16 protein-coding genes and 1 pseudogene are annotated in these 19828 nt (G+C 70.5%); 1 reads left to right on the top strand and 16 read right to left on the bottom strand.

The window, feature by feature from the left end:
* From ABZ896_RS33585 to ABZ896_RS33550, 8 genes and pseudogenes are all read right to left on the bottom strand, one after another.
* Window positions 1-753 (bottom strand): annotated as a pseudogene (locus tag ABZ896_RS33585) (hypothetical protein); the annotation flags it as partial.
* Window positions 750-1643 carry an FAD binding domain-containing protein gene (locus ABZ896_RS33580; RefSeq protein WP_360937297.1) on the bottom strand — a complete coding sequence of 298 codons (894 nt, stop codon included), beginning with the start codon at window positions 1641-1643 and terminating at the stop codon, window positions 750-752. The pseudogene ABZ896_RS33585 and the gene ABZ896_RS33580, both read right to left, overlap by 4 nt.
* Before the next feature lie 235 nt (window positions 1644-1878).
* Window positions 1879-3483, bottom strand: a complete 1605-nt coding sequence (locus tag ABZ896_RS33575) for a beta-N-acetylhexosaminidase (protein ID WP_360937301.1) — start codon at window positions 3481-3483, stop codon at window positions 1879-1881.
* A 10-nt stretch (window positions 3484-3493) separates the two neighbouring features.
* Entirely contained in the window at window positions 3494-4342 is an 849-nt protein-coding gene (locus ABZ896_RS33570; RefSeq protein WP_360937295.1) for a carbohydrate ABC transporter permease, read from the bottom strand.
* Window positions 4339-5229, bottom strand: coding sequence for a sugar ABC transporter permease (locus ABZ896_RS33565; protein WP_360937293.1), 891 nt, complete (start codon window positions 5227-5229; stop codon window positions 4339-4341). The genes ABZ896_RS33570 and ABZ896_RS33565 overlap by 4 nt, the downstream gene beginning before the upstream one ends.
* Window positions 5226-6521, bottom strand: a complete 1296-nt coding sequence (locus tag ABZ896_RS33560; protein WP_360937291.1) for an extracellular solute-binding protein — start codon at window positions 6519-6521, stop codon at window positions 5226-5228. Before ABZ896_RS33560 ends, ABZ896_RS33565 begins: the two co-directional genes overlap by 4 nt.
* A gap of 181 nt (window positions 6522-6702) precedes the next feature.
* On the bottom strand, window positions 6703-6978 hold the full coding sequence (locus ABZ896_RS33555) for a DUF3039 domain-containing protein (RefSeq protein ID WP_360937289.1): 276 nt from the start codon (window positions 6976-6978) through the stop codon (window positions 6703-6705).
* A gap of 29 nt (window positions 6979-7007) precedes the next feature.
* Complete coding sequence (locus ABZ896_RS33550; RefSeq protein ID WP_360937287.1) at window positions 7008-7580, bottom strand: YqgE/AlgH family protein; 573 nt, start codon at window positions 7578-7580, stop codon at window positions 7008-7010.
* Between the two features lie 255 nt (window positions 7581-7835).
* Between ABZ896_RS33550 and murA the strand changes: the two genes are divergently transcribed.
* Entirely contained in the window at window positions 7836-9182 is a 1347-nt protein-coding gene (gene murA / locus ABZ896_RS33545) for a UDP-N-acetylglucosamine 1-carboxyvinyltransferase (protein ID WP_360937285.1), read from the top strand.
* Window positions 9183-9285: 103 nt separating this feature from the next.
* On the opposite strand, the gene ABZ896_RS33540 is transcribed toward murA, so the two are convergent.
* From ABZ896_RS33540 to ABZ896_RS33505, 8 genes are all read right to left on the bottom strand, one after another.
* Window positions 9286-9567: an HU family DNA-binding protein gene (locus ABZ896_RS33540; protein WP_007382399.1), complete on the bottom strand. Its 282-nt coding sequence runs from the start codon at window positions 9565-9567 to the stop codon at window positions 9286-9288.
* 350 nt (window positions 9568-9917) lie between these two features.
* Window positions 9918-11333, bottom strand: coding sequence for an NAD-dependent malic enzyme (locus tag ABZ896_RS33535; protein WP_360937283.1), 1416 nt, complete (start codon window positions 11331-11333; stop codon window positions 9918-9920).
* Between the two features lie 279 nt (window positions 11334-11612).
* Window positions 11613-14039 carry a UvrD-helicase domain-containing protein gene (locus ABZ896_RS33530; RefSeq protein WP_360937281.1) on the bottom strand — a complete coding sequence of 809 codons (2427 nt, stop codon included), beginning with the start codon at window positions 14037-14039 and terminating at the stop codon, window positions 11613-11615.
* A gap of 106 nt (window positions 14040-14145) precedes the next feature.
* Window positions 14146-14919 (bottom strand): zf-HC2 domain-containing protein, encoded by a 774-nt coding sequence (locus ABZ896_RS33525; protein ID WP_360937279.1) that lies wholly within the window; start codon window positions 14917-14919, stop codon window positions 14146-14148.
* A gap of 59 nt (window positions 14920-14978) precedes the next feature.
* Window positions 14979-15500 (bottom strand): sigma-70 family RNA polymerase sigma factor, encoded by a 522-nt coding sequence (locus ABZ896_RS33520; RefSeq protein ID WP_010039908.1) that lies wholly within the window; start codon window positions 15498-15500, stop codon window positions 14979-14981.
* A gap of 330 nt (window positions 15501-15830) precedes the next feature.
* Window positions 15831-16415 (bottom strand): ABATE domain-containing protein, encoded by a 585-nt coding sequence (locus ABZ896_RS33515; RefSeq protein WP_360937277.1) that lies wholly within the window; start codon window positions 16413-16415, stop codon window positions 15831-15833.
* Window positions 16416-17132: 717 nt separating this feature from the next.
* A complete protein-coding gene (locus ABZ896_RS33510) occupies window positions 17133-18287 on the bottom strand; it encodes a uroporphyrinogen-III synthase (RefSeq protein ID WP_360937275.1) in 1155 nt (384 codons plus the stop codon).
* Window positions 18288-18419: 132 nt separating this feature from the next.
* On the bottom strand, window positions 18420-19805 hold the full coding sequence (locus ABZ896_RS33505) for a nitrate/nitrite transporter (RefSeq protein ID WP_360937273.1): 1386 nt from the start codon (window positions 19803-19805) through the stop codon (window positions 18420-18422).
* Between the last annotated feature and the right edge of the window lie 23 nt (window positions 19806-19828).

Here is a 19828-nt window from a genome sequence, read left to right as displayed (position 1 = left end):
GGAGCGCGCGTATGGCACCGGCGTGTGTGAAGGGTTCACACGGGGCGCGTGCGCGGAACGGGCGCGGGGCGCACGGGAGTTGGGTTCAGTACGGCCCGCCCCCGGGTGCCCGTCGCCGTTCGGCGCGTACCCGGTTACGTCACCGGAGGGCTCCGGCGCACCGACGCCACCCGCGCCGTCGCCAGGCTCGCCGCCCGGGAAGGCACCGTCGGTCCCCCACGGCTGCGGGGACTGGGTCGCCCACGGCGCGGCCGCCCCGCCCGGCAGGGTCGCCGGAGGCGTGCCGCCGCCCCACTGCTCGACCAGGGACGACGTGGTGAACTCGCCCGATTCGTCCGGCAGCTCGCCGTCGGCCACGGGGATCGACCACTGGCCGGTGACGTCGTGACCCGGCGCGGGCGCCGCGGTCTCCTCGACGTTCCACTGCTGGGTGGTGTTCGGGTTGTACGTGAACTGCCCGGTGCGGTCCTGCTGTCCGGCGCTCGGGTCGGGCCACTGCGCGCCCTCGCCCGGCACCGCCCAGCCGCCCGCGCCGGAGGGGTCGACACCCGGCGCGACCGTTATCTGCGGCGGCACATAGCCGTGGCCCGGCGCGGCGAGCGGACTGTCGGCGGAGGCCAGGAGGGCCTCGACGCCCCCTTCGGGGAGTTTCACGAAGGCGGTCGCGCCGTCGTCGTAGTCGCCCTGGGGCAACGGGTCCCAGCGGCCCGCGCTGCCGCGGGGCGCGCCCTCTCCGTGCTGGTCGTCGGTCACGACAGCGCCCTCCCCAGTGCTCGTCGGGCCAGCGCGGCGACGGTGCGCCGCAGATGCAGTACGGCGGGCGGATGCTGGGGCACAGAACCGTCCGGCTCGGGCGCCGGATCGGGGATGCAGGCCGCGGCGACGTACTCGCCGAAGGCCTCCAGGGCCTCCGGGACGATCGCGCGGTTGTTGTCCCAGTCGATGAGCCGGGCGACCCACTGCTCGGCGTCCAGGGGCCTGAGCGGCATCGGCGCTATGGCACCGACGGCGCACCTGACCCCGCGCCGGGCCGGGTCGAGGACCAGCGCCACGGAGGCCACCGCGCGGCCCGGGCCGGTGCGCCCTGTCACCTTGAGGAAGACCTGCGGGGCGTGCAGCAGCGGCACGCGCACGAAGCCGATCAGCTCTCCCGCGCGGAGCATGTCCATACCGGCGAGCAGGTGCGAGACCGGGATCTCACGGCGGGCCCCGCCCGAGCCCGCGATGATCAGGGTCGCCTCCAGGGCGGCGAGCACGGGCAGCGCGTCGCCCGTGGGGGCCGCCGAGGCGATGTTGCCGCCCAGGGTGCCCGCGTTGCGGATCTGCGGCGGGCCCGCCGCGCGCGCGGCGGCGGCGAGCGCCGGGATGAGGGCGGCGAAGTCGGGGCGGCCCATGCGCGCGTGCGTGAGCCCGGCGCCGAGCAGGGCGTGGCCGTCCTGGTACTGCCAACCGCGGATCTCGCTGATCCGGCCGAGGCCGACCAGGGCGGCGGGCCTGAGCTGTCCGGAGTTGACGGCGGCCATCAGGTCGGTGCCGCCGGCCACCGGCACGGCGGCGGGCATGGCGGCGAGCGCTGCCACCGCCTCGTCCAGCGTCGTGGGCAGCGTGACGGCCTGCGCCGCCTGCGGTGCGTGCGTGGTCAAACCGGCTACCCCTTCCCGCTGCCCCACCTGGTCCCAGCTGGTCCCGCCTGTTGCTGCCGTACGGTACGTGCTGACAGGGCGGACGTGGCAACTCTGGCACATCTTCGGGGCACCCGAAGACAGGGGTCCACTAGGAGGCATTCGCCCGCCTCATCAGGGAGATGGTCCGTTTTCGCACGGCATCACCCATGCATACCGGTTGACACTCTTCGGTGACCCTTGAGGATGTTTTCCCCTACCTGTTCGGGGGCGCTCCCTCGATCGGGCGGCCGAGCACACCGGGCCGCCGCTGCCACGGCAACGGGCCCGCGGGCGGCCGGTATCCGACGCCCAGGGCGTCAAGTCGCCGGTAATGGACGGCCATCCGCCGCTCGAAGTCGGCGAAGTCGCGCTCCGCCGGGGCGGGCAGCACGCTCCAGGCCACCTCGGCGAAGGCCGCGAGCCGCGGGAACGCCTGGTAGTCCACGCGCGCGTGATCCTCCATCACCTCGGTCCACAGGTTGGCCTGCGTGCCGAGGACGTGCACCGCCTCGGCCGAAGTGAGCTGCGGTGGAACGGGGTCGAAGCGGTACACGTCCTCCAGGGTGCGCACGTACCCGATGGGGACCGGCTCGTCCTCGCCGGGCGCCTGCCGGTGGTCCAGGTACACATGCTGCTCGGGGCACATGACCACGTCGTGTCCGGAGCGTGCGGCGGCGATGCCGCCCGCGTAGCCGCGCCAGGAGGAGACGGCGGCGCCCTCGGCGAGGCCGCCCTCCAGGATCTCGTCCCAGCCGATGAGCCGGCGCCCGCGCGCGGTGAGCCAGGTGTCGAAGTGCCGGATGAACCACGACTGGAGCCCGTCCTCGTCACCGACCCCGAGTTCCGCGATGCGGGCCTGTGCGGCGGGCGACCGCTTCCACTGGTCCTTGAGGCATTCGTCACCCCCGATGTGGACGAACTCCGAGGGGAAGAGTTCCAGCAGTTCCTCGAACACCCCCTCGTAGAACCGCAGGGTGTTGTCAGTGGGGGCGAGTACGTTGGCGGAGATGCCCCAGCTGTCCCACACCGTGAGGGAGGTCGTGTCGATGACGTCGGTGTTGCCGAGTTCCGGGTACGCGGCGATGGCGGCCTGCGAGTGCCCCGGTACGTCGATTTCGGGGACGACGGTGATATGCCGCTCGGCGGCGTAGGCGACGATCTCGCGGATGTCGTCCTGGGTGTAGAAGCCACCGTGCGGCTTCTCCTCCCACAGCGGCGAGGCCCGGTGGCCGAATTTCGTACGCGCCCGCCATGACCCCACCTCGGTGAGCCGGGGGTACTTCCGGATCTCGATCCGCCAGCCCTGGTCGTCCGTCAAGTGGAAGTGGAAGACGTTGAGTTTGTGCGCGGCCATCAGATCGAGGTACCGCAGGACACCGTCCTTGGGCGTGAAGTGCCGGGAGACGTCGAGCATCAGGCCGCGCCAGCCGAACCGGGGCGAGTCCTCCACGGCGATCTGCGGGACGTCCCAGCCGAGCGGCGACACCGGCGCGCGACGGAAGGCGTCGGGGCGGAGCAACTGACGGAAGGTCTGGGCTCCGTAGAAGACTCCGGCCGCGTCGCCGCCCTCGATGAGACAGGGCCCGTCGTCGTTGACCAAGCGGTACCCCTCGGGGGGCAGTTCGGGGTCGATGCCGAGCACGACACGGTTGGCCCCGTCGCCCCTCTCCGGGAACGGCAGGCCGGTCGCCGCGCCGACCGTGGCTCGGAGCCAGCGCGCCACACCCTCCGTACCGGGACGCGCCTCCAGGGCCGTGTCCCGGTCCAGGGCCGTGTGCCCGGCGGCACTCCAGTGGGCACGCTTCGGCGCCGGAATCAGTGACGTCACGTCAGTCCTTAACCGCTCCGCCCAGTCCCGAGACCAGGCGTCGCTGTACGAGTACGAAGAACACCAGCACCGGAATCGTCATCACCGTCGACGCGGCCATGACCCCGCCCCAGTCCGGCTCGTCCGGCTTGTAGAAGACCAGCAGGGCCATCGGCAGCGTGGACTGCGAGGTGTCGCCGATGAGGAACGACTTGGCGAAGAGGAAATCGTTCCAGGCCGAGATGAAGGAGAACACGCTCGTGGCCACCAGACCGGGAAGGACGAGCGGGAAGAGAATCTGCCACAGGAATCGCCCACGGCTCGCCCCGTCGATGTACGCGGCCTCTTCCAGGGCCTCCGGTACGGCCTTCACGAACCCCCTCAGCATCCAGATCGCGAAGGGCAGCGAGAAGGCGATGTGGGGCAGGATCAGCGAGCCCAGCGAGTTCAGCAGACCGAAGTCCCGCATCTGGAAGAACAAGGGGATCGTCAGCGCCTCCACCGGCACCATCTGGGCGACCAGAAACATGATCAGCAGGGTGGTCCGGAAGCGGAAGCGGAATCGTGTCACCGCGGTCGCCGCGAGAAAGGCGATCAGCGCCGAGGCGATCACCACACTGCCCGCCACGACAAGGCTGTTGACGAAATACCGACCGAAATCCTGTTGCTCGAACACCCTCCGGAAGGAATCCAGGGAGGGCGAAAGCGTCCAGGGCCGCGGCTCGCTCGACTCGATCTCCCCGGCCGGTTTGAAGGCGCCGAGGACCATCCAGTAGAGGGGGAAGGCGACCACCAGGGCGATGAGCAGCGCGGAGGCCTCGGCGGCCAGCCGCCAAGGGCGCCGTATCCGCGGACGTCGTACGGAATTCACAGTTCCTCCCCCTGGCGGCGCAGCAGCCGCAGGTACACCAGCGTCACCGCGAGCAGGATCAGCAGCGTCACGACGCCGATCGCCGAGCCGAGGCTGTACTGCGAGGAGGCGAAGGCCTGTTGGTAGGCGTAGACGTTGAGGACGAGGTTCTGGCCCGCGATGCCGCCGCCGTTCGTCATGACGTAGATCTGCGTGAAGACCTTGAAGTCCCAGATGACCGACTGGATGGTGACGACGGTCAGGATCGGCCGGAGCATCGGCGCGAGCACCGAGCGCCAGATCCGCCACTGCGAGGCGCCGTCCAGGGCGGCGGCCTCCAGCACCTCGGCCGGGACGGCGCGGATGCCGGCGTAGACCGTGACCATCACGAACGGGAAGGAGCACCAGACGACTTCGAGCAGGACGAGGAAGAAGGCGCTGAGGCGGCCGTAGGTCCAGGAGTGGTCGCCGAGGCCGAGCAGACGGTTCACCGGACCGAAGTCCGGGTCGAAGAGGAAGAGCCAGACCGTCGAACCGGTCACCGCCGGGGTCGCCCACGCGCCGAGCGCGGCCAGCAGCAACGCCAGCCGCGGCACGGCACGCACGCGCGTGAGCAGTACGGCGAGCGCGCAGCCGACGGCGAGCGTGGAGACGACACAGGCACCCGCGAACAGCACGGTGGCGAGCAGCACCTGCCAGAACTCGGAGTCGGAGAACAGCGCGCGGTAGTTCCCGAGCCCCTCGAAGGTGGTCGGCTCACCGCCGCTGACCTGCGCCTGGGTGTAGTGGAAGAGGGAGATGAGGCCGAGCTGGTAGATCGGGTAGAGCAGCAGCCCGCCGAGCACGACGAGAGCCGGGGCGAGATAGAGCCAGGGGGTACCCGTGGTGCGGTTGGTCACCGAGGTCATCCCACGGAACCGAACGCGTCGTTCATCTTCGCCGCCGCTTCCTTCGACGCCGCGGCCACGCTCTTCTTGCCGCTGACGACCTCCTGGAACATCGTCGGCAGCACCAGGGACGAGTCGATCTGCGACCAGGCGGGCGAGGCGGGCACGAACTTCGTGCCGGCGGAGAGGGTCTGGGCGAACGGCTTCACATACGGGTGCTCCGCCGCGGCCTGCTCCCGTACGTCCGCGAACGTCGGCAGGAAGCCCATCGCGTCGAACATCTCGCCCTGCGTCTCCTTCGAGGTGAGCTGCTCCATCAGGTCGACGGCGAGCGTGCGGTGCGAAGTGCTCTTGAGGACGCCGATGTTGTTGCCCCCGGCGAACGCGGGCGCGATCGACCCCGCCGCGACGCCCGGCAGCGGCACCACCGCGTACTTCCCCTTCACCTTCCCGGCCTCGACCGCGGTGTGACTGAAGTCACCGCCGATCGCCATGCCCGCCTTGCCGGCCGCGAACGCGGTGATCGTGTCGTTGCCGCCCATGCCCGCGCACTTGGCGGCGGGACAGTTGTCGTCGGTGAAGAGCGAGGTGTACTCCTTGATGCCCTTCTGGGCGGCCGCGCTGGAGATGCCGGAGGCGTACGACCCGCCCTTGCCGGTCGCCAGTTCGCCGCCGTTGGCCCAGATGAACGGCATCGCGCCGTACGTGTAGGCGCCGCCGACGACCAGACCGTACAACTCGGGCTTCGCGGCCCGGATCGTGCGGGCGGTGGTGGCCAACTCGGCCATGGTCTTCGGCACTTCGAGGCCGAGTTCCCTGAACACGTCGGTGCGGTAGTAGAGGGCGCGGACGCCGACGTAGAAGGGCGCGCCGTAGATCTTCCCGTCCACGGTCACCGACTGCTTGGCGGTGGGGTCGGTGTCCTTGGCCTCGCTCCAGTCGCCGAACTCCTCGGTGACGTCGAGGAGTCCGCCGTCCTTCACATAGCCGGCGGTGTCGGTGTTGCCGTACTCCATGACGTCGGGCGCGGAGGCCGGGTCGTTGAAGGCGGCTTTCACGCGTTGGGCGCGGGTGTCGATCGGGATGTACTCCACGTCGACCTTGGTGCCCTGGTGCGCCTTCTCGAAGGCGGTGACCACGGAGTCGACGACCTTCTCCTTCGGCTTGTTGCCGACCTCCTGGAAGAGCCAGACGCGCAGGGTGCCGGTCTTCTCGTCCTTGTCGGAGGAGGAGTTGGAGGAGGTCTGGGGGGCGCAGGCCGTGACCACCAGGGCGGCCAGGACGAGGGCGGGGAGACGGGGGGAGAGCTTCATGGAGTGATCCTCCGGGCGTACGTTGCAGTATGTGCAATGACGAATGCGCTCAACGCAACGGAGGCTATGGGTTACATGAACACGCCCACAAGAGGTCTCAACCACTTCGTGACACGCGAACACGCGAAGGCCCCCCGGAGCGCGCGATCAGCGCACCCCGGGGGGCCTCATGGACGGGAAGCTACTTGTCGCCGCCCTCGTCGTCCCCGGAACCCATGGAGTCGTAGATCTCCTTGCACATGGGGCACACGGGGTACTTCTTCGGGTCGCGGCCGGGCACCCAGACCTTGCCGCAGAGCGCCACGACGGGGGTGCCGTCGAGAGCGCTCGCCATGATCTTGTCCTTCTGGACGTAGTGGGCGAAGCGCTCGTGGTCGCCGTCGCCGTGGGACACCTGTGGCGTCGGCTCTACGAGGGTCCCCGTACCAGTCCCGCGCTCGGGCTCGAGAGTGCTCATAAGCCCAAGAGTACTGAAGCTCACATGGATCAGTTGAGCGAAGGGTCGTCCGGGTACGTCGCCACCATCGCCAGTTCGTTGCGCTGACGGCGCAGGACCTCGCGCCAGAGTCTCTCCGGGGACGGGGAGGAGACGTCGCCGGGTTCCGACTCGACGACGTACCAGGCGCCGTCGACCAGTTCGTCCTCCAGCTGGCCGGGGCCCCAGCCGGCGTACCCGGCGAAGATGCGCAGCGAGCCGAGGGCCGAGGCGAGCAGCTCCGGCGGGGCCTCCAGGTCGACCAGTCCGATCGCGCCGTGCACTCTGCGCCAGCCCAGCGGCGCCCCGTCGACGGCCGACCCGCCCGGTATCACCGCGACGCCCAGCGCCGAGTCCAGGGAGACCGGGCCGCCCTGGAAGACGACGCCCGGTTCGCCCGCGAGGTCCGCCCAGCCCTCCAGGATGTCGCTCACGTCCACGGGGGTGGGACGGTTGAGGACGACACCGAGGGAGCCCTCCTCGTCGTGGTCGAGAAGGAGCACCACCGCACGGTCGAAGTTCGGGTCCGCCAGGGCGGGCGTTGCCACGAGCAACCGCCCTGTGAGCGAGGACACCTCGGTCATGCCAGACATGATCCCGCATCTTCCCTCCGCGTGGGGAGGCAATCCCGGCGCCGACGGTGAATGCAGGTGGGACCGCACCTGTGCGCCCCGTGTGCGCTCCCGTTCGCCGGTGACCCCATGTGCCCGTCGCCTAGCAGGCCGTGTTGTGACAGAGCTATGACGTGGCTGGGTGGTACTTGGGCTTACGGAAGGGGGGTGGACGGCGATTACCCTTTCCCTTCTGGCCCCTGCCCGACTCATCGGAACGCGAGATACATGACCGTCAACGGCTCTGACGACGTACTGCTTGTCCACGGCGGAACCCCGCTGGAGGGCGAGATCCGTGTCCGCGGTGCGAAGAACCTCGTACCGAAGGCCATGGTGGCCGCCCTGCTGGGCAGCGAGCCGAGTCGACTGCGCAACGTTCCGGACATCCGTGACGTGCGTGTCGTACGCGGACTGCTCCAGCTGCACGGGGTGACGGTCCGTCCGGGTGAGGAGCCGGGCGAACTGGTGATGGACCCGACGCATGTCGAGAGCGCGAACGTCGCCGACATCGATGCCCACGCGGGTTCCTCGCGGATCCCGATCCTGCTGTGCGGTCCGCTGCTGCACCGCCTCGGGCACGCCTTCATCCCCGGCCTCGGCGGCTGTGACATCGGCGGCCGGCCCATCGACTTCCACTTCGAGGTGCTGCGGCAGTTCGGCGCGACGATCGAGAAGCGCGCGGACGGGCAGTTCCTGGAGGCGCCGCGACGGCTTCGCGGTACGAAGATCCGGCTGCCGTACCCGTCCGTGGGCGCGACCGAGCAGGTGCTGCTGACGGCCGTCCTCGCCGAGGGCGTCACCGAACTCTCGAACGCGGCCGTCGAGCCGGAGATCGAGGACCTCATCTGCGTCCTGCAGAAGATGGGCGCCATCATCGCGATGGACACCGACCGGACGATCCGCATCACGGGTGTGGACCGGCTCGGCGGCTACAACCACCGCGCGCTGCCGGACCGTCTGGAGGCCGCCTCCTGGGCGTCCGCGGCGCTGGCGACCGAGGGCAACATCTACGTCCGCGGCGCCCAGCAGCGCTCGATGATGACGTTCCTGAACACCTACCGGAAGGTGGGCGGTGCCTTCGAGATCGACGACGAGGGCATCCGGTTCTGGCACCCCGGCGGGCAGTTGAAGTCCATCGCGCTCGAAACGGACGTGCACCCGGGCTTCCAGACGGACTGGCAGCAGCCGCTGGTCGTGGCCCTCACGCAGGCCACGGGCCTGTCGATCATCCACGAGACGGTCTACGAGTCCCGCCTCGGCTTCACCTCCGCACTCAACCAGATGGGTGCGCACATCCAGCTGTACCGCGAGTGCCTGGGCGGCTCGAACTGCCGCTTCGGCCAGCGCAACTTCCTCCATTCGGCGGTCGTGTCGGGCCCGACCCGCCTCCAGGGCGCCGACCTGGTCATCCCCGACCTCCGCGGCGGCTTCTCGTACCTCATCGCCGCGCTGGCGGCCCAGGGCACGTCCCGCGTCCACGGCATCGACCTCATCAACCGCGGCTACGAGAACTTCATGGAGAAGCTCGTGGAGCTGGGCGCGAAGGTGGAACTGCCGGGCAAGGCGCTCGGCTAGCCCGTCTTGTGAGTACGACGATGGGGCGGCTCCCTGTGAAGGGGGCCGCCCCATTGGCGTTACGTCGTCCCGAAGTACATCGTCCCGAGACGTGCCGTCAGGCTTACTTGCCCTTGGCCGCTTCCTTCAGCTTGGAGCCCGCCGAAACCTTGACGCTGTAGCCGGCGGGGATCTGGATCGGGTCACCGGTCTGCGGGTTGCGCGCGGTGCGAGCGGCACGGTGGGTGCGCTCGAAGGTCAGGAAGCCGGGGATGGTGACCTTCTCGTCGCCCTTGGCGACGATCTCGCCGACGGTCTCGGCGAACGCGGCCAGAACGGCGTCGGCGTCCTTGCGGGTCACCTCGGCGCGGTCGGCCAGCGCGGCCACCAGCTCACTGCGGTTCATGTTGTTACTCCCGTGTTCTTCTTGCCGTTGGGGTGTGCCTCGCGGCGGTGCCGCACGCGAGGCACAGCGAAGCCGATGCGCTCGCGCCCAGGGACGCATCCTGCCCCTACCTGCTGCGGGAAAGCCAATCCGGCACCCGTAGGACTCGCATGAACACCCTAGGGGGTCACACGAACAGAGGCCTGGGCGTGGCGCCACCCTAGAGGGTGGCGCGAAGCGCCCGGTTCCGCGACGCGCCGGGCCGGAGGACCGCCGTGGCGATCCTCACAGCCGAACAAACATACGACCCCACTGTAGACGCGGCGCCGGAGTCCCGGACGGGCACCCCGCGCCGCGGCCCACGCGGTGCCCTACGCCGTCGCCCCCGCCGCCTTAGCCGCGTCCCGCACCGCTCCCGCGACCGCGCCCGCGACCTTGTCGTTGAAGACGCTGGGGATGATGTAGTTCGGGTTCAGCTCGTCCTGCGTCACGACGTCCGCGAGCGCCTTCGCGGCCGCGATCATCATGTCGGTGTTGACGGTGCGGGACTGCGCGTCCAGCAGACCGCGGAAGACACCCGGGAAGACCAGCACGTTGTTGATCTGGTTCGGGAAGTCGGAGCGGCCGGTGGCCACGACGGCCGCCGTCTGCCGGGCGATCGCCGGGTCGACCTCGGGGTCGGGATTCGCGAGCGCGAACACGATCGCGCCCTCGGCCATGGCGGCCACGTCGTCGCCGTCCAGGACGTTCGGGGCGGAGACGCCGATGAAGACGTCCGCGCCGCGCACGGCCTCCTTCAACGTGCCCGTCAGGCCCTCGGGGTTGGTGTTGTCGGCGATCCAGCGCAGCGCCGAGCCCGGGGCCGCGTCGACGAGGTCCTCGCGGCCGGCGTGCACGACGCCGTGGATGTCGGCGACGACGGCGTTCTTGACGCCCGCCGCGATCAGCAGCTTGAGGATGGCCGTACCGGCCGCGCCGGCGCCGGACATGACGACCCGGACGTTCTCAATTCCCTTGTCCACGACGCGAAGTGCGTTCGTCAGCGCGGCCAGCACCACGATCGCGGTGCCGTGCTGGTCGTCGTGGAAGACGGGGATGTCGAGGGCCTCGCGCAGCCGGGCCTCGATCTCGAAGCAGCGGGGGGCGGAGATGTCCTCGAGGTTGATGCCGGCGAAACCGGGGGCGATCGCCTTGACGATCTCGACGATCTGGTCGGTGTCCTGGGTGTCCAGGCACAGCGGCCAGGCGTCGATGCCGGCGAACCGCTTGAAGAGGGCGGCCTTGCCCTCCATGACGGGGAGCGCGGCCTTGGGGCCGATGTTGCCGAGGCCCAGCACCGCGGAGCCGTCCGTCACGACCGCAACGGAGTTGCGCTTGATGGTCAGACGCCGGGCGTCCTCGGGGTTCTCGGCGATCGCCATGCACACGCGGGCGACGCCCGGGGTGTAGATCATCGAGAGGTCGTCACGGTTGCGGATGGGGTGCTTGGACGCCATCTCGATCTTGCCGCCGAGGTGCATCAGGAACGTACGGTCGGAGACCTTGCCGAGGGTGACGCCCTCGATCCCGCGCAGCTGCTCGACGATCTCGTCGGCGTGCTTGGTGGAGCTGGCCGCGATGGTGACGTCGATCCGGAGCTTCTCGTGGCCGGACGCGGTGACGTCGAGGCCGGTCACCGAGCCTCCGGATGCCTCCACGGCGGTGGTGAGCTGCGAGACGGCGGTTCCGCTCGCGGGCACCTCCAGCCGGACCGTCATCGAGTAGGAGACGCTGGGCGCCGTTGCCATGGCCGACTTCCTCTGCTTTCACCTGTGGTGCTGTATGCCGTCCGATGGTCGCACCTACCGATGAGTAGGCGTTAGCCGGGCAGGATTACGAACGTTTTGTTCACAGGGGGACGCTCACCGAGGAGCCGCGAAAAGAAAGAAGTGGCACCGACCCGCCATGCTCGCCTCGCGGCAAGTGGTCCCTCTGAGGGACGAAGGTTGGGCCCGGGGGCTTGGATCGGGCCGGTGCCACATCAAGGCTAACAAACAGATCCCGTAAGGCCATTCCCTCACGGGAGTTCAATCTCTCAGCAGGTCCGGCACCCCGTCCGCGTCCGGCTGGTCCCGCTCGCCGGAGACCACGGTCAGCTGCTGGGTCGCCCGGGTGAGGGCGACGTACAGCACCCGCAGCCCGGCCGGCGACTCGTCCGCGATCTCCGCGGGCGACACGACGACCGTGGCGTCGTACTCCAGCCCCTTGGCCTCCAGGCTGCCGAGCGCCACCACCCGCTCGCCGAGCCCGGCGAGCCAGCGCGCGGCCTCCTCGCGCCGCTGCATGGCGACGACGACGCCGACGGTGCCGTCGACGAGTTCGAGGAGACGTGCGGCCTCGGCGCGCACGGTCTCCGCGAGGGACTGCCGTACGGCCACGAACCTGGGCTCGACCCCGGTGGACCGCACCGCCCGCGGCGACTCCGAGCCCGGCATGGCCAGCGCCAGCACCTTCGCCGCGAGGTCGGCGATCTCGGAGGGGTTGCGGTAGTTGACGGTGAGCTGGAAACGGCGGCGGGGGCGGGTGCCGAGGGCTTCGTCGCGGGCCTCGGCGGCCTCGTCGGGGTCGGACCAGGAGGACTGGGCGGGGTCGCCGACGACCGTCCAGGTGGCGTGCCGGCCGCGGCGGCCGACCATGCGCCACTGCATCGGCGTGAGGTCCTGGGCCTCGTCGACGATGACGTGGGCGTACTCGACGCGCTCCTGGGCGAGCCGCTCGGCCCGCTCGCGCTGCGACTCCTCGCGGACCGGCATCAGCTCCTCCAGGCCGGTCAGCTGGTCAAGCGGGTCCAGGTCGCGCCGCTTCCTGGGCCGGGCGGGGGCGCCGAGGACCGCCTGGAGCTCGTCGAGCATGGCGATGTCGTGCACGGACAGGCCGTCGCGGCGGAGCGAGCGGGCGACCCTGCGGACCTCGCCGGGGTTGAGGATCCGCCGCGCCCAGCGGCCGAGGCGCCGCTCGTCGGCCATGGCGGCGAGGACGGCCTTCGGGGTCAGCTCGGGCCACCAGGCGTCGAGGAACTCGATGAAGGCGTCCTCGGAGGTGATGTCCTCGTCGAACGACGACCGCAGCTCGGCGGCGAGCTCCGGATCGGTGTGCCGGGTCCCGGCCCCCGACAGCTCCCACAACGCGTCGAGCAGCAGCTTGCGCGCACGCGGCCGCAACAGGTTGACCGGCGCGGTCCCCCCGAGCGCCACCCGCCGCACCTGCTCCAGCGCGTCCGCCTCCAGCTCCAGCCTCCGCCCGAAGGCGACCACCCGCAGCCGCGCGGGGGTTCCCCCGGCAGCCTTCGGCGATACGGCGGTACCGGCGCCGTTCCCCTCCCCGACACCGTCGTCGAACTCACCGGTGTCACCGAAGGAGAGTTGCCCGGCGTCGGACCGGCCGGGGGCCTCGCCCGTACCGCCCGCTCCCAGTTCCAGCGCCCCCCGCGCGGCCCTCCGCAGGACCCTGAGCATGCGGTACGAGCCCTTGGCACGGGCCACCGCCGGGGAGTCGTAGAGCGTGGCCTCGGCGCCGTCGACCAGGGAGCCGATCGCCCGGATGGCGACCTGGCCCTCCTCGCCGAGGGAGGGCAGGACGCCCTCGGTGTAGGCGACCAGCAGGGGCGTGGGCGAGACGATGAGGATGCCGCCGGAGTAGCGGCGCCGGTCCTGGTAGAGCAGGTAGGCGGCGCGGTGCAGGGCGACGGCGGTCTTGCCGGTGCCGGGCCCGCCCTCGACGTAGGTCACGGACGCGGCGGGCGCGCGGATCACCAGGTCCTGCTCGGCCTGGATGGAGGCGACGATGTCCCGCATGGTGTGGCTGCGGGCCTGGCCGAGCGCGGCCATGAGGGCGCCGTCGCCGATGACGGACAGTGCGCGGCCGTCGAGGAAGGCCTTCAGCTCGGGGCGCATGAGGTCGTCCTCGACGCCGAGGACGCGGCGGCCCTTGGAGCGGATGACCCGGCGCCGTACAACACGCCCGGGGTCCACGGGGGTGGACCGGTAGAAGGGCGCCGCGGCGGGTGCCCGCCAGTCGATGACCAGCGGGGCGTACTCGGCGTCCAGGACCCCGATCCGCCCGATGTGCAGGGTCTCGGCGATGTCGGTGGTGTTGTCCTCGCGGACCGCCCCCTCGGCGGGCTCCACGGCGGTGTAGGCGCCATCGGGGCCCTTCTTGCCGTCCTTGCCGAGGAGCAGATCGATCCGGCCGAAGAGGAAGTCCTCGAACTCGTTGTTGAGCCGGTTGAGGTGGATGCCGGCCCGGAAGACCTGGGCGTCCCGCTCGGCGAGGGCGCCGGGCGTGCCGACCTGGCCGCGCTTGGCCGCGTCGTTCATCAGGAACTCGGCCTCGTGGATCTTCTCCTCAAGGCGCTGGTACACCCGGTCGAGGTGTTCCTGTTCGACGCTGATCTCCCGGTCCCGATCGGAATCGTGAACCGGGTCGACCGCGGATTGCTGAGCCTGAGCGGCCACCGGGCCCCCTTCTGACGTGCTGGGCAGCCGTCAACCGTACGCGAAGGGGGCCCCGGGAAGCTATGCGTCCGCTCCGAGCCGTCCAGGAGAAGTCCGTGGACCTGTCCTAGACGTCCACCTCTACGAGCTTCTTGCCGTCGGAGGTGATGACCTCGAACTTGTCGATGTCGGCCTTGGCCGGGGCGACCGCGCCGCCGATGTAGAGCGGCTGCTTGGACTCCGCGGTCTTGCCGTCCGCGAGGCCGTAGCCCCACTTGCCCACGGACCAGGTGGAGGCCGTCCAGCGCTCGCCGTTGCTGGAGACCGCGACGAGGGAGCACTTCAGCGGACCCTTGACGCCCTTGAGCTCCAGGCCGAGCGAGGTGCCCCAGTCCTTCTCCTGCATCGCGACCGTCGCGCTGACGCCGGTCGAGGAGTCGGTGGCCGAGACGCGGTCCTTCATGGTGTCGAAGAGTTCCTTGGCGGTGCCCGCCAGGACCCGCTGGTTCCCCTTGGCCTCGGTGCCGGAGTCACCGCCGCCGCTCGTCGCCATCGCGACGAAGGGGCCGCCGACGATCAGCGCGGCCGCGGCCGCCACCATGTAGAAGCTGCGGCGCCGCTTCTGTGCCCGGCGCTCCGCGACCTCGTCCACCAGCTTGTTGACGATCCGCGGGCTGGGCTTCGCGGAGAGCGACTCCCCGATCGCGGGCGTACCGGCACCGGGCAGGTCGGCGAGGGCGGCGAGCATCGGCTCCATGCCGGCCAGCTCGTCGAGCTGCTGGGCGCACCACTCACAGGTCGCGAGATGGGCCTCGAAAGCGGTTGCCTCGGCGTCGTCGAGGATCCCGAGGGCGTAGGCGCCGACGGTCTCGTGCTCGTTCGGCACCGGAGATCCCATCATGGAACCAGACATACCCGAACCACCTGTGCCGAATCCCTGGTTACCCCCGTACACACTCATCACGCCGTCACCCCCCGCTCCTCCAGTGCGAGCTTCATCGACCGCAGGGCGTAGAACACCCGCGAGCGGACGGTGCCACTGGGAATGCCCAGCGTCTCGGCCGCCTCATTGACGGTACGCCCCTTGAAGTACGTCTCGACGAGCACCTCCCGGTGGGCCGGGGTCAGGTCGTCGAGCGCGTCCGACAGCGTCATCAGCCACAGCGCCTTGTCGATCTCGTCCTCCGCGGGGATGACCTCCAGCGGTGACGGGTCGACCTCCTGCGGCCGGGCCTGCCGGCTGCGGTGTCCGTCGATGACGATGCGCCGGGCGACCGTCACCAGCCAGGGGCGTACCGATCCGGTCGCTCGATTGAGCTGTCCGGCGTTCTTCCAGGCACGGATGAGCGTCTCCTGCACCACGTCCTCGGCTCTCTGGCGGTCACCCGCAACCAACCGGAGGACATACGCAAGGAGAGGCCCGGCGTGCTCCCTGTACAGGGCACGCATCAGCTCCTCATCTGGTTCCGAGGGCTGGGACATGCGATGTCGGGCCCTCGATCCACGTTCATTGGCCACGACGGAATCCTTGCGCACGCCCACCTCCGATGTCCGGGGGTTCCCCCAGTCGGTCGCTCATCCACGGGTACGGAGGAGGGGAGTTGAGTGTTCAAAGTGTCGCGACACTTTTCTTCTGAGTGACGTGACGAGACCGGACATGCGCGCACATTCCCGCCGCGTGATCTTTACATTTCCCCCACACGGCCAAGATCAACAGTACGGTCCGTAAGGTTGAGTCGGTAAACGAAATGTAATCGAGATCACTTCGACCTCCGCTCCACAGAAGGGACATAACGCCCCGTCAGCGTCCCATCAGGCTCGCGCGAGTGCCGCGCGGCGACGGTGCCGGGCCACCCTTTCGCGGTTCCCGCAGACCTCGCTGGAGCACCAACGCCTCCTGCGTCCCCGGGATGTGTCGAGATAGACGATGGGGCAGGTGTCCCCTTCGCACTGTCTGATCGCGGCCCGCGCGACCGGGTCGGTGAGCAGCTCCACGGCGTCCCGGGCGATCGCCCCGAGCAGCGCCGCGCACTGCGGCGGACCGTCCAACTCGCGGACGAGGGTGCCGTCTTCGTCGGTCACGGCGCGGGGCGCCGGGGGCGCGGCGCGGGCCGCGTCGTTGACGTGGGCGAGCGCCAGGTCGTAGCCGTGTCCGGGGGCGCCGCGCACCAACTGTCCGACCCGGCCGCGCAGTTCGCGGAAGCCGACGAGCCAGGAGGCGTCCGCGTGGGTGAGCGAAGTGCCGTCGGGCACCAGCCCGGAACCGGTGATCCAGGCGCACAGCACCGCCGTGGAGTCGAGCCGTTCCCCGGGGTGGGTGGTCGCGAGGAGGTCGAGACAGATCCGTCCGGCATCGAACCGCAGCTCGTACGCGACCGTGGCCGTACCCAGTGCCATGTGCCTGTCACCGCCTAGGGGTGCCCCGGTATGGAGGGGGTCGGTGGCGCGCTCCGGGGCTCTCCCCTAACAGTGCCCTCCCGCTCGCGCGGCCGGAACCCCCTCGTACCGGCCCGCGCGTGTACGCGGCACCGGGTCGGGGGCGTCTCCTGGCGGGATGAGCGCCCGACCGCTGGGCTTCACCGGGACACGGGACCGCGAGGAACGGGCGGGGGACTGCCGCGCCACACCTGAACACAACGCCGCGAGGAACGGCCACGCCGACCGCCCGGTCGCGGCTGAACACAGCACCCCGAGGGACGCTGACGCCGGTCACCAGGCCCCTGTCCGAACGCCGGACCGCGCGATCCGCCCCCCGGATGCCCGCACTGCGCGCCCTTGACCGGCGGCGCGCCCGAGCCGTGTACGGCAGGACGGCGACCCTCACCGCGGGGCCTCGCGCCCACGGTCAGGCACACGGTCCCCTCGGCCGACGCGCCCTCCGAGGGCCTCACGCCGACCGTCGGCCCTGCGCAACCCGCCCGGCTCGCCCTCGCCCAGCGCTCCCCGGCCCGGCCCGAGTTCACGCGCCGCGCGCCTTCCCCAGCCACCCTGCGGGGGAACCTCGCGCCGCCCCTCAAGCCTGCGCGACCCACCCCGCTCGCCCCCGCCCAGCGCTCCCCGGCCCGACCCGCGTGCACACGCAGCGCGCCTTCCCCGGGCGGCCGCCCGCAGGGCTTACCCGTCCGAGTACTTCGCGTCCGCCGCCGGGTCCAGGGCCAGGCGGTAGCCGCGTTTCACCACTGTCTGGATCAGTTTCGGGGCGCCGAGGGCCGTGCGGAGGCGGGCCATGGCCGTCTCCACGGCGTGTTCGTCCTTGCCGGCGCCCGGGAGGGCTCGGAGGAGTTCGGCTCGGGAGACCACCCAGCCCGGGCGCCGGGAGAGGGCGCGCAGGAGGGACATGCCGGCCGGCGGGACCGGGCGCAGGGCGCCGTCCACCAGCACCGCGTGGCCCCGGATCTCCACCCGGTGCCCGGCGATCGGCAGGGCGCGGGCCCGCCCGGGCAGCTCCTTGCACAGCAGCTGCACCAGCGGTCCGAGCCGGAAGCGCTCCGGCTGGACCGTGTCGATCCCGCGCGCCTGGAGCGGCAGCGCGGTGACCGGCCCGACACAGGCCGGCAACACGTCGTGGCTGAGGGCGGCGAGCAGTTCGGGCAGCAGCTTGCGGCCCTCGGCCCGGGACAGCAGCGACGCCGCCGCGGGCGCGCTGGTGAAGGTCAGCGCGTCGAGACCGCGCGAGACGGCCGCGTCCAGCAGCCGGTCGACGGGGGCGATGTCCTCGGGCGGCATCCACCGGTACACCGGCACCCCCACGACCTCCGCTCCCCCGGCACGCAGCGCCTCCACGAACCCGGGCAGCGGCTCGCCGTGCAGCTGGATGGCGATACGGCGGCCCTCGACCCCCTCCTCCAGGAGCCGGTCCAGCACCTCGGCCATGGACTCGGACGACGGCGACCACTCCTCCGTCAGCCCGGCGGCCCGTATCGCGCCCTTGACCTTGGGCCCGCGCGCGAGCAGCTCCACCCCGCGCAGCCGGTCCAGCAGCGGCTCGCCGAGCCCCCACCCGTCGGCGGCCTCGACCCACCCCCGGAACCCGATGGCGGTCGTGGCCACCACCACGTCGGGCGCCTGGTCGATCAGCCCCTTGGTCGCCGCGAGCAGTTCACTGTCGTCGGCGAGGGGCACGATCCGCAGGGCGGGCGCGTGCAGTACGGCGGCCCCGCGGCGCTGGAGCAGGGCACCGAGTTCGTCGGCACGGCGCGCGGCCGTGACACCCACGGTGAAGCCCGCGAGGGGGCTGTTCTGCTCTGCCGGTTGCTGTTGCTCGTACATGGCTCTCGTTCCGCACTCGAGTCGTCGTACCCGTTTCGTACATGTTTGCACTGGGGCGTACACCTACATGCCGAGCGAGCCTGTCAACGGCTCGTGACAGGCTCGGTTCGGGTTGATGTCGCTGGTGTTACGTCACACCTCGGCGTAGCTGAGCTGCGGCTTCGCCTCGGAGGTGGTCTCAGTGGACTGGACCTTTCCGGCCGTACGGCGAAGGTATACGGCCCAGGTGACCACGAAGCAGAGGCCGTAGTAGGCGAGGAAGGCCACGAAGGCGCCGGTGCCGGAGCCGTAGGAGAGGAAGGACTGGCGGAAGGCCATGTTGATGCCGACACCGCCGAGCGCACCGACCGCGCCGATGAGCCCCATGGAGGCACCGGAGATACGACGGCCGTGCAGCACTGCCGCTTCCCCTTCGAGACCCAGGGCCAGGGCCTTCTTCTGGAAGATGCCGGGGATCATCTTGAACGTCGATCCGTTGCCGATGCCGGTGAGCGTGAAGAGCACGACGAAGGCGGTCACGAACAGCGGCAGCGACTTCTGCATGCTGGCGACTACCAGGACGGCGGTGGCGGCGGCCATCGCGACGTAGTTCCAGAGCGTGATCTTCGCGCCGCCGTACCGGTCGGCGAGCCAGCCGCCGACGGGCCGGATCAGGGAGCCGATCAGCGGGCCGATGAAGGTGAGGTAGGTGGCCTGGAGCGGCGTACGGCCGAACTGGTTCGTCAGCACCTGCCCGAAGGCGAAGCTGTAGCCGATGAAGGAGCCGAAGGTGCCGATGTAGAGGAAGGACATGATCCAGGTGTGTCCCTCCTTCACGGCGTCCTTGGCGGCACCGGTGTCGTTCTTCACGGACGAGAGGTTGTCCATGAAGAGGGCGGCGAGGACCGCGGCGACGACGATGAAGGGGATGTAGATCCCGAGCAGTACCCGGGGGCCGCCGCTGGCGCCGATGACGGCGAGGGCGACCAGCTGGATCGCCGCGACGCCGATGTTGCCGCCGCCGGCGTTCAGGCCGAGCGCCCAGCCCTTCTTCCGCAGCGGGAAGAAGGCGTTGATGTTGGTCATGGAGGAGGCGAAGTTGCCGCCGCCGATGCCGGCCAGCAGGCCGACCAGCAGGAAGGTGGAGAAGGAGGTGCCGGGCTCCATCACCGTGAAGGCGGCGACGCTGGGGACGAGCAGGAGTGCGGCGGAGATGATCGTCCAGTTCCGCCCGCCGAAGATCGCGACGGCGAAGGTGTACGGCACCCGCACGACCGCGCCGACCAGCGTCACCATCGACGTCAGCAGGAACTTGTCGGCGGGGGTGAGCCCGTACTCCGGGCCCATGAAGAGCACCAGCACGGACCACAGGGTCCAGATGGAGAACCCGATGTGCTCGGAGAGCACGGAGAAGAACAGATTGCGCCGGGCGATCTTCTCCCCCTTCTCCGCCCAGAAGGTCTCGTCCTCCGGGTCCCACTGGTCGATCCAGCGGCCGCCCCTGCTCGGGGGTGCGGGGGCTGTACTAGGGGCTGTCATGACGCCTCCACGGTGCGACGGGG

The sequence above is a fragment of the Streptomyces sp. NPDC047072 genome (genome assembly GCF_040643855.1).
Lineage (GTDB): Bacteria > Actinomycetota > Actinomycetes > Streptomycetales > Streptomycetaceae > Streptomyces.
Note: the sequence above shows the minus strand (reverse complement) of the source record. Positions and strands in the feature narration are given on the sequence as shown.